Source organism: Turneriella parva DSM 21527 (assembly GCF_000266885.1).
Taxonomy (GTDB): domain Bacteria; phylum Spirochaetota; class Leptospiria; order Turneriellales; family Turneriellaceae; genus Turneriella; species Turneriella parva.
The window spans coordinates 4,374,400-4,384,015 of the sequence record NC_018020.1 but is presented as its reverse complement, the minus strand read 5'-3'; the positions used below and the strand labels follow the sequence as shown (position 1 = coordinate 4,384,015).

Annotated in this window: 11 protein-coding genes; all 11 read right to left on the bottom strand. The window is 53.6% G+C overall.

Annotated elements, in window-relative coordinates; all coding sequences use genetic code 11:
• Positions 1-106: 106 nt before the first annotated feature.
• The 11 genes from TURPA_RS20975 to TURPA_RS20925 all read right to left on the bottom strand — a co-directional run bounded on the left by TURPA_RS20975 (position 107) and on the right by TURPA_RS20925 (position 9,564).
• Positions 107-541, bottom strand: coding sequence for a chemotaxis protein CheX (locus TURPA_RS20975; RefSeq protein ID WP_014805277.1), 435 nt, complete (start codon positions 539-541; stop codon positions 107-109).
• A complete protein-coding gene (locus TURPA_RS20970) occupies positions 528-911 on the bottom strand; it encodes a response regulator (protein WP_014805276.1) in 384 nt (127 codons plus the stop codon). The genes TURPA_RS20975 and TURPA_RS20970 overlap by 14 nt, the downstream gene beginning before the upstream one ends.
• Positions 912-913: 2 nt before the next feature.
• A complete protein-coding gene (locus tag TURPA_RS20965) occupies positions 914-3,250 on the bottom strand; it encodes a HAMP domain-containing protein (protein ID WP_014805275.1) in 2,337 nt (778 codons plus the stop codon).
• Positions 3,243-4,022 carry an inositol monophosphatase family protein gene (locus TURPA_RS20960; protein WP_014805274.1) on the bottom strand — a complete coding sequence of 260 codons (780 nt, stop codon included), beginning with the start codon at positions 4,020-4,022 and terminating at the stop codon, positions 3,243-3,245. The genes TURPA_RS20965 and TURPA_RS20960 overlap by 8 nt, the downstream gene beginning before the upstream one ends.
• On the bottom strand, positions 4,019-4,234 hold the full coding sequence (locus tag TURPA_RS20955) for a hypothetical protein (RefSeq protein ID WP_014805273.1): 216 nt from the start codon (positions 4,232-4,234) through the stop codon (positions 4,019-4,021). The genes TURPA_RS20960 and TURPA_RS20955 overlap by 4 nt, the downstream gene beginning before the upstream one ends.
• Positions 4,235-4,259: 25 nt before the next feature.
• The gene (locus tag TURPA_RS20950) at positions 4,260-5,165 is read right to left on the bottom strand and encodes an LEA/WHy family protein (protein ID WP_083847875.1); all 906 of its coding nucleotides are present in this window, start codon (positions 5,163-5,165) and stop codon (positions 4,260-4,262) included.
• Entirely contained in the window at positions 5,099-5,425 is a 327-nt protein-coding gene (locus TURPA_RS20945; protein ID WP_014805271.1) for an iron-sulfur cluster assembly protein, read from the bottom strand. The genes TURPA_RS20950 and TURPA_RS20945 overlap by 67 nt, the downstream gene beginning before the upstream one ends.
• Complete coding sequence (locus TURPA_RS22415; RefSeq protein ID WP_014805270.1) at positions 5,422-6,222, bottom strand: SufB/SufD family protein; 801 nt, start codon at positions 6,220-6,222, stop codon at positions 5,422-5,424. The genes TURPA_RS20945 and TURPA_RS22415 overlap by 4 nt, the downstream gene beginning before the upstream one ends.
• Complete coding sequence (gene sufC / locus TURPA_RS20935; RefSeq protein ID WP_014805269.1) at positions 6,222-6,968, bottom strand: Fe-S cluster assembly ATPase SufC; 747 nt, start codon at positions 6,966-6,968, stop codon at positions 6,222-6,224. The genes TURPA_RS22415 and sufC overlap by 1 nt, the downstream gene beginning before the upstream one ends.
• Before the next feature lie 3 nt (positions 6,969-6,971).
• Entirely contained in the window at positions 6,972-8,495 is a 1,524-nt protein-coding gene (gene sufB, locus TURPA_RS20930) for a Fe-S cluster assembly protein SufB (protein ID WP_014805268.1), read from the bottom strand.
• Between the two features lie 88 nt (positions 8,496-8,583).
• Positions 8,584-9,564, bottom strand: coding sequence for a hypothetical protein (locus tag TURPA_RS20925; protein WP_157210613.1), 981 nt, complete (start codon positions 9,562-9,564; stop codon positions 8,584-8,586).
• Between the last annotated feature and the right edge of the window lie 52 nt (positions 9,565-9,616).

Genomic DNA, 9,616 nt, shown 5'->3' with positions numbered 1-9,616 from the left:
TTGCCCCAAAAATCAGGCGCAGGCTGTATAGAAGCGTAACAGGTATTATGTCACATCTTTTGGGTCATTTGGCAAACCTAATGCATTAGGTTTGCCTGCAGAAATACTATTGCTCCAGAATGAGTATAACTTCAAAGTCTTCAAAGATAAACCGGCGCGCAGCCAGCGTTGCCCCGTCGCGAAAGCGCAGCGGGTAACCATCTCCCTTGAAGGCTGAAGGCAGCGAAAAGTCATAGCGTACACGCGAGTTGCGCTGCGCCGAGCCGACGATAATATTGAGAACTTCGCCCGCGGCATCCATCATCATGCGGTCTTCGTCTGAATTCGCAATATTGAGTTTTTCCATGGCGATTCTTACGCCCGGGTGCGCAATATTCAGCCAGAGCACACCCGGTGAATCGCCCGTGATATCGATTCGGGACGTAATGCTGTGAAATTTATCGGGTAAAACGCCCAACCGGTCGCTTGTCAGTTCTTCGAGGCCAATAAACTGTCTGAAACAGTGGCGCAGGGCAGAGTTGAAAATCTCAAAATCCAGCATGTTTGAAAAACATCGCAATCTGGTCCCAAAGCTGCGGCCCGCGAATGGGTTTTTCCACGTAGCTGTTGACGCCCGCCGCGGCTGCCTGCAGAATTTTTTCGCTGTCGGTCACCGACGTAATCATGACGATCGGTACCTTGTTGCCTGAGCCGCGAATCTCGCGTACAAATTCAACGCCGTCGAGAACGGGCATGTTCCAGTCGAGAAAAATCAATGAAACCGGTGAACCCTGAAAAATATCCATCGCGTCTTTGCCGTTCGCCGCATGGTGAAATTTGATCGCTTCAGCGGCCTCGCGCAGATTCTCACGAATAACCTGCTCCACAATTGTGCGCATGAGTTCTGAATCATCAACGATAAGTATTTGCATGGTTAATCCGGCAGGGTTATGTGAATAATGGTGCTGTTGTTCTGGCTCGTAATACGCATATCGCCGCGCAGATTGTGAATGCTTGATGCGATATAGTCCATGCCGATACCACGACCGGCTTCAAGGGTTGCAGACTTCTGAGTACCCGTCAATCCCTTTTGAAGCAGCTCAGCAAGGGTCATTGTGCTGCCCTGGGGTATTTGCGCAAAGCCGCGGCCATCTTCATAGTAGGTACAGGTGAATCCCGACATGGCACGGGCAATAATCAGGCGGATCGTCAGCTCTTTTGGTTTGCCACGGCTTTGGCGTTCGGCCGCGCTTTCGATACCATGGGCGAACGTGTTGCGCAAGAGTTGCACGATCACATTGTGCAACTGCCCGATAACGCGTTCGCTGCCGGCGACGAAAGAAACTTCGGGTGCAACTCCAATGCCCGCGAGTGAGGCGCGTTCCTGAATTTTTGAGAGCCAAAAGGCGCGTAATCTGGCAAGCTGCCCCTCAGTGCCCTGATTGTCGGCAGAGCTGATCAGCTGGCGTATTCGCGAAAAGAGAGTTTCGCGGCTGACTATCAACTGTTCTGACCTATTGAGCAGCTGCGAGATGTCGTGGCGGGTAAAGCGTTTGTCGTATGCTGCGGGCCCCAGCATGACTTCGAGATGGTCTTCGATGCGGTGCAACAGATCAGCGAGTTCGCTGAAGCCCAGCTGCATTGCGTTGCCTTTCAGCGCGTGTACCCGCTGTGCGAAGGCCTTGACTTCAGAGTTGTCGAGAGCGTCAAAGCGCATGATCAGGCTTTTGCCGGCAGTCAGGTATGCCTGCTGCTGCTCGATAAACGCCTCAAGAATCGGGGCAGGTATGCGAATCAGGTTGATCAACGTATCGAGCTCTGAGCGTTGCTGCGTTTCTGCCAGCGATATACGTTCTCTGAGTTTTGCTTCATCGGTATCATCGACGATACTGACGAGCAACCTGGTGACTGTCGTTGCATCTTCGGCATAAAGCGGTCTGAACGAGAACCTCAGGTGCTTGGTCTGCCCCGCAGCATTGACGTACTCAATTTCACGCAGGGGATTCGCCTTTTCGAGCATTTGTGCGCTGATGTCATTGCGCGAGAAGAAGAGCGCAACAAACCTTTCGACCGATTCGCTCACCTTTTCGTTTTCAAATAACGAGCTGAATTTGCGGTTCGTCAGGTCGTCTGCGGCGAAGATGCGCAGCGTCGCGGCAGAAAATTCGCTTTGAATCAAACCGCGGTTGTCGATCGTGAGAATACCCTGCTCGAGAGCCTCGAGAATTCCCGAAATCTCGCTGGTGCGCGCCGCAATGCGGCGCTCCATCTGCGTTGAATACTCGCCGAGTTCCTGCGCCATCAGGTTGAGTGCATAGGCCAGGTCGGCAAGTTCGTCGCGGCTCTGTGTCGAAACCCGTACCGAAAAATCCCTCTGTCCGATACGCACGGCCGCTTTCTGCATAATATCGAGCGGCTTCAACAGAAACCGACTCGTGGTTGCAGCTGCCATGATCGAGAACAGAAGCGCCGCGATGATAATGTAATATCCGGTCACCTTGAGCCGAAAGAGCGCATCGAATTCAGTCGCGGCCGAAAAGTCGATCACGAGCAACGCGATGATATTTCCCTTCGCGTTTTTCAGCGGCGTGTAGCCAGAGATGTAAACACCCGAATCTTCGGTTCGGTAGCCGCTGCCGACACTCAGTTCACCGCCGATGGCCGCCCCGAGCCCGGTAAGCCCGCGCCCGTTAAATACATCCCCGATATGGTAGATGCTCTCTTCTGCGTCGATGCGCTGGTTGTTGTTGCGGTCGATTTCTTCAAACTCATCGGCGCACAGCACCCTGAGGTAGTTCGGGGCAAAAGCGTGCATCTTGACGCCTGCGACCCAGACGCGGTGAATCTGCGGTTCGGCAGTCGATTGCAGGCCTGCGTGTAAGATAGATTCATATACCGCAATCTTGCCCGAGGCGTAGCGAAGGCGGCGCAGCTTTTGCACCAGTATCTGAAAAGGGGTCGTGCGAATTATTTTTGTCTTTTCTTCATCGGCAAGCGCGCTCAGTGTCACCCCCGATACGGGTACCGGCGCCCTTTGCCGGCTCGGGTCATTGAGGTTCTGGTCGAGTTTTTCGAGAAATTTCAGGTCTTCGGCATTGAACAGGGTGATGCCGATTTTTCCGAAATCTTTGACGCGGTTGGTCATTTGCGACCAGATCTGGCGCTTGGCGTCTATGTAATAATAGACGAGCCCCGTGACGGTCGCGCCGAGAGCGACCAAAAAAATCGCGGCGGTAAGACGAAAGCGAAAATTAAAAAGGCTTTTAAGCATCGCTCAATTTCTTGAGCACCTTTTGATGAAGGGCAGGGCAAGCGGCGATTATCGACTTGCCTTTAACCGCATCGTTACCCGCAAAATCGGTAATCGTGCCACCGGCACCGCGAATCACCGGCACAGCGGCCATGATGTCCCAGGGGTTCATCACCGGGTCGAGCATAATGTCGGCGTAGCCTGTCGCCAGAAGCGTGTAGCCGTAACCATCGGCCCATGTGCGCCAGAATTTTGATTCAGCCGCCAGCGCGTTAAAGTTGGTCTTCGGGTGGTGTTCGGCGGCGTGCCGCGCATCGGTAATCAGCAGCGTGGCGTCGGTGAGATTTTCTGTCGTGCGCATTCGCACCGGCTGTCCGTTGAAAAAACACTCGCGGTTGTTTCCCCAGACGAGTTCGTCGAGAATCGGCTGGTAAATTGCCCCGCATTGCGGTTCTCCGTTTTGCTGCAGAGCGATGAGCGTCGTGAAGAGCGGCACACCGGTAATAAAACTTTTAGTGCCGTCAATCGGGTCGAGCACCCAGACGAATTCTGCTTCGGTGTTCTCGCTTCCGTGTTCTTCGCCGATAATGCCATGCCCGGGAAATTTATTGGCTATCAACTCACGCAGGCGCGTTTCGATTTCCAGATCGGCGGCCGTGACGGGCGAGGCGTCGGCTTTGCTGATCATGCCGATTTCACCCAGTGGCTTTTTGAAAAAACGCCGCGAAACCTCGCGGCTGATCGCCGTCGCTTCGGGCAAAAAGTCTTCGAAAAATTTCTGCGCGTGGTTCATGTTGATGTCCTGATTGCGGGGCTGATGTCGGTTATCTTGATTTGGGGCATTGTATGCGGCATCATTTCACGATCGTAATACAACAGATCGACAGTGCCGTCGTCGTTGAGTTTGCTCACTTCTGCGGGCGCACCGGGCATGATAATCACCCCCTCAAATATGTGGGGTGGTTTCTGCAAGGTGACCTTGTCACCGACCTTCAAGTCTGCCATGGGCGTGAATAAAAACCGCGAATAGTCAGTAAAGGGAAGTTAGCCCGTCGCGTTCATAGGGTATCGTCATGGGCCCAAAGCGGGTTTGAATATCGAGGTCGAATTTCATCGCATATTTGATTTTTCCCGATTTGATCATGTCGATTACGCTCCGCTTGACACCGAGAACCTTCAGCGTTACGGGTAACGCGATCGACATCGACTTGTCGTGCGCAACAGATCTGTCGACGTTGATATTCGCCGCAGAGATCAGGTTATCTTGAAGCGAGAACTCGTAGCGAAACTTGCGAATATCGAGTTCAAAATCGTGATTGTTCGAGACCTTAATGTGAATCATCAAAGTCGCCGATGTAACACCGAACTCTGCAAGAGCGATTTTTTCGATGTCGAAGCGCGGCCGGTCAGGCACGGGAATTTCGCCGGCTTCGTTGATGTCAAAATTCATCGCGCCGACGGGCGTATCGAGAATGACTTTACCCTTAAAGCCGTAGGGCAGCGTTTTCTTCGATAACGCACCCGCGATACCTGATTTAAGACCGGTGTAGTTGATCGTCACCGGCAAAGCAATGATGCTCGTGTCGTTCGACTTAATTTCCGTTTTGTCTTCTTTCTTGCCGTTCAACAATCGGTCACCGTCGACATCGAGCGCATATTCGATGTGGTTGAGGGTGGCGCCGACAGAGTTGGGGTTATGAATCTTGATGTGAACCACCAGATCGGTACCGGTAAGCGCCACGTTTCTGAATTCGACGCGGTCAACACCAACCTGGGGGGGATTAAAAATCGTTTTGACGAGCGAAGCGCACTGCAGGCTGCCCGCTATCGCCACGGCGATCAGCGCCGGGGCCAGACTTCGCCGCAGCACTACATCAGCCCTAGCTGCAATTTCGCCTCGTCTGACATAAGGCCGGTATGAAAAGGGGGATCCCATATGAGTTCAATCTTCACCGATTTTACGCCGTCAACGCTTTCTGCTTTTTGCTGAATTTCCATCGGCAGAGATTCAATCGACGGGCAGTTCGGTGATGTGAGGGTCATGTCGATGCGCACGTTCTTTTCGGCGTCGATATCGATGCCATAGATGAGACCGAGATCGTACACATTGACCGGAATTTCAGGGTCGAAACACGTTCTTATGGCGGCGATAATATTCTCGCGCAGGTCGTCGCTCGTTTGAATTTCACCGCTCATGCTTCAGTGGCCTCACCCCTAAAAAATATCTGCGCCGGGCCTTCGGGCACCGCTGCATAAAATTGCTGCTCAGACGAGCGGATCAGCATTGTTTCAGCGTCGATCTGTGCCATGCCGCGGGCCATCAGGTAGTGGCGGGCCGTTTCGTCGATGAAGCCCACCGTCGAACCGTGTGTGCATTTGACATCGTCGTGCCGTATATTCAGAAAGGGTTTGGCGTCGATGCGCGCGCTGGGTGAAAGTGCAGTGCCGCGATGAAGCTGGTGCGCCACGGCGCCGCCCGCACCGCTATCGACTGTGATCTTACCCGTGAAGCTGATCGTCGAAGTGTCGGCAGCAAAAGAATAGAATTTCTGTTCAGACAAATTCTGGCCTTGTTTGTGCCGCACATCGACTGTGATTTCGGTATGCTCGGTAGCGGCCGTCTGCGTCAGCCCGAAAAAACGCGCCGTTGCATTGCGCATGAGTTCTGCCGAAAACACAAGTTGCAGCTGCGAACCGGCGGTGTGCGCAAACACGTCGGCTTCGCTGCCTTCGCGAAGGTTCAGGTGGCAGCGCAGCGGGCCCGATGCTGCGTTAAACTTCAGAAAGATCTGTGCGCGGCTATGGGGCTGCAGGGTGACATTGACCTCACTGTTTTGCGGCAATGACCTGCCGCTGAAATCAGCAAACACCATTGCGCCGCGGGCAGAGCAGTCATAGTCAAGCCGGCCTGACGCCAAAATATAGTCGGTATCCAGATTGAGTGAGATTTCCTCACCTTTAATTGAAACGGGAGCTGCAGCTATGGCTGGCATCAGTCATAACCTTTACTTTCGATGCGGTGCACGATTTCAATGCCACCCGATTCGATAATCTTACCGCCCGAAAGCACATGCACATGGTGCGGCGCGATGTACTTAAGAATGCGCGAATAGTGAGTAATCACAACCATCGCGCGCGCCGTGTCGGGTTTGATGAGACTGACTGCCTCACGGGCAACTAGTTCGAGAGCGTCGACATCGAGGCCCGAATCGATTTCATCGAGCACCATGAGAGAAGGTTCGAGCATCGTCATCTGCAGAATTTCATTCTTCTTCTTCTCGCCACCTGAAAAACCCTCGTTCAGAGACCGTTTGATCATTTCAGGCGCCATCTTGAGGCGATTCATCGCGGCCTTCGCCTTGTTCAGAAATTCACCCGCGGCAATTTCATTTTCGCCGCGTGATTTGCGTACGGTATTCACGACCGTACGCAAGAACTGCATGTTGTTGACGCCAGGCACCTCGGGGGGGTATTGAAATGCAATAAACACGCCGGCACGCGCGCGCTCTTCGATGGGCATCGCGAGCAGGTCTTGTCCCTTGAACTTAACGCTGCCGCCGGTCACCGTGAAGTCAGGGCTGCCGGCGAGAACGTGCGAGAGCGTGCTCTTTCCCGAACCATTCGGCCCCATAATCGCATGAATCTCGCCTTCGTGCAGCGTGAGATCGACACCTTTCAGAATTTCTTTATCGCCTGTGTTGACCTTCAGGCCACGAATTTCGAGTAATGGTTCTTTCATCTTTTATCCGTTCGCGTCTTCGAGGCTGATCTCGAGAAGTTTCTGTGCTTCGACTGCAAACTCCATAGGCAGCTCGCGAAACACTTCTTTGCAGAAGCCGTTCACGACCATGTGCACGGCATTCTCTTCTGTGAGACCGCGTTGCCTGAGAAAATAGAGCTGTGCGTCGCTGACCTTTGAGGTTGTCGCTTCGTGCTCGAGTTGCGAAGATTGGTTTTTGACTTCGATATACGGGTAGGTGTGGGCCTCAGCAGTGGGGCCCAGAATCAAAGAGTCGCAGCGTGTGTAGTTTCGCGCCTTGGTCGCCGCGCCGCCGATGCGCACGAGTCCGCGGTAGGTGTTCTTGCCATGCCCGGCAGAGATCCCTTTTGAAATGATGGTGCTTGAAGTGTTGCGACCGAGATGGATCATCTTGGTGCCGGTATCTGCCTGTTGGTAGTTACCGGTAAAGGCTACGGAATAGAATTCGCCTTTCGAATTATCTCCCTTAAGAACACAGCTCGGGTATTTCCAGGTAATCGCCGACCCGGTTTCGACCTGAGTCCACGAAATGTGCGACGAGTCACCTTTGCACAGCCCCCGCTTCGTGACGAAGTTATAGATACCGCCGCGGCCGTTTTCATCGCCGGGATACCAGTTCTGCACGGTGGAATATTTGATCTGTGCCCGGTCGAGCGCGACGAGTTCGACGACCGCCGCATGCAGTTGGTTTTCGTCGCGCTGCGGCGCGGTGCAGCCTTCGAGGTAGCTGACGTAACTGTCGTTATCGGCGATAATCAGCGTGCGCTCGAACTGTCCGGTATTTGCGGAGTTAATGCGAAAATAGGTCGAAAGCTCCATCGGGCAGCGCACCCCGGGAGGAATATAAACAAACGACCCATCGCTGAAAACCGCGCTGTTGAGCGCGCTGAAATAGTTGTCTTTGACAGGCACTACAGAACCCAGATATTTTTGCACGAGTTCGGGGTGCTGCCGCACAGCTTCTGAAAAGGAGCAAAAAATAATGCCGAGTTTTGCCAGAGTCTCGCGGTATGTTGTGACGACAGACACACTGTCAAAAACCGCATCGACTGCGACCGGCATGCGGGGCGAATTCTCGCCATCGCTGGCCGCGCCGCTCATCGCACTCCCGGGCACGGCCGGGCGTCCATTAACCATGCTACCCTCGACATTGGCCAGAAACTTCTGTTCGCTCAGCGGAATGCCCAGACGGTTAAAGGTTTCGAGCAGTTTCGGGTCAGCCTCTTCAATCGACTGCAGCTTCTTCTTCGGGCGCGAAAAGTAGCTGATCTTCTGGTAGTCGATCGGCGGATAGTTTACCTCTGCCCATTGGGGTTCAGTCATCGTCTGCCAGGCAGCAAAGGCTTTGAGGCGCCAATCGAGCATGAATTCGGGCTCGCCTTTGATTGCTGAAATGCGGCGTACGGTCTCTTCGGTGAGCCCCGGCGGCAATTCTTCTGCCTCGATGTCGGTTACGAAGCCATATTTATATTCGCTCTTAAAGTCTTCGGCAACCGGCGCTGGCATTTTGCTTGAATATAATCAATTTCGGGCTCTTGGGATAATTATTTTTGCCGGCACTTCGGTGATGCCCCCGGCACTGTCGCCACTGTTATCACTCGTAAGCGACGTGCTGCGTGTTCAGCTTGACCGCTTCATCAAAAGTACGGGTTTTCCAGTCGATTTCTTCCCAAGTCGTCTCGCGGTGGTTAGTGCCGACGCTATCGTCGATTTCGCCGATAATCAGAAAGTCCGGTCTTTTTTTCGGCTTGAAGAGAATGTATTTGTTAAAGAAGTAAATGAGGTCCCGTTCATAAAATGCGAGCACTGCTGCTCTTAAGTGCTTCTGCACCTGTTTCGGCGTGTAATAGAGATCGGGCCCCGCATTGGCGCTGCGCAGAATAATGCCCGCATCGCTGTTCTTGAGAAAAAGCTTCAAGGGTGAGGTGAAATGCGAAGGCTTTTCGATCAGCAGCGGCACCTCCACAACCGGAAAAGGCAAGGCCTTACCCTTCGCCCGGTAAATGTCGACATACATCGTCTTCTTCTGCGCTGGGTCGTTGACGTCGCTCGCGATAATCGTCAAATGTGGATTGATTTTTTTGTCTTCATGCAGGTCGCGTACTGTGTCTGCTCCCTCACCATACAAGATGGCGCTGCCGATATCGAGAAAAATGCCATCTTTAAAGAGCTCACCGAGGTCGCCGTACTGGGGTGATGCCAGACGCCCTTCGAAGAGCGTGCGCAGAAAAATATTGTGATCATAGAGGCGCTTTCTGCCCGAACGCTGCTCGACGACGCTGTTGCCATATTTGCGCTTCTTGTAGCGCTTTGCCCGTTCTGCCGTGCCAAACTTCTTGTGCTCTTCTTCGACATTGCGCATGAAGTCGCGAAATTCATATGGATTCTGAATCGGGCGGGTGCTGGCAACCGGCAGCACCTTCGCGGGTTCAGCGGCAACGCTCTTCTCTGCGCTGATTTTTTCGGGTGGCCTGGCCGGTATTGGGGCAGACTTTTCTGCCGGTGCTGCCTGCGCGTTCAGCGTCGGCCCACGCCGGGGGGATTTATAGTTCTGCTGTACCTCTTTACTCTGCACAGACCGGCACGCAATGCAGTACATGCAAAAAACAACCAGGGCAAACCGGCGC

Coding starts and splice junctions, on each gene's coding strand:
- TURPA_RS20965 (WP_014805275.1), bottom strand. CDS start 3,250: ATGCTTAAAAGCCTTTTTAATTTTCGCTTTCGTCTTACCGCCGCGATT.
- TURPA_RS20945 (WP_014805271.1), bottom strand. CDS start 5,425: ATGAGCGGTGAAATTCAAACGAGCGACGACCTGCGCGAGAATATTATC.
- TURPA_RS20960 (WP_014805274.1), bottom strand. CDS start 4,022: ATGAACCACGCGCAGAAATTTTTCGAAGACTTTTTGCCCGAAGCGACG.
- sufC (WP_014805269.1), bottom strand. CDS start 6,968: ATGAAAGAACCATTACTCGAAATTCGTGGCCTGAAGGTCAACACAGGC.
- TURPA_RS22415 (WP_014805270.1), bottom strand. CDS start 6,222: ATGCCAGCCATAGCTGCAGCTCCCGTTTCAATTAAAGGTGAGGAAATC.
- TURPA_RS20950 (WP_083847875.1), bottom strand. CDS start 5,165: ATGGGATCCCCCTTTTCATACCGGCCTTATGTCAGACGAGGCGAAATT.
- TURPA_RS20975 (WP_014805277.1), bottom strand. CDS start 541: ATGCTGGATTTTGAGATTTTCAACTCTGCCCTGCGCCACTGTTTCAGA.
- TURPA_RS20970 (WP_014805276.1), bottom strand. CDS start 911: ATGCAAATACTTATCGTTGATGATTCAGAACTCATGCGCACAATTGTG.
- sufB (WP_014805268.1), bottom strand. CDS start 8,495: ATGCCAGCGCCGGTTGCCGAAGACTTTAAGAGCGAATATAAATATGGC.
- TURPA_RS20955 (WP_014805273.1), bottom strand. CDS start 4,234: ATGGCAGACTTGAAGGTCGGTGACAAGGTCACCTTGCAGAAACCACCC.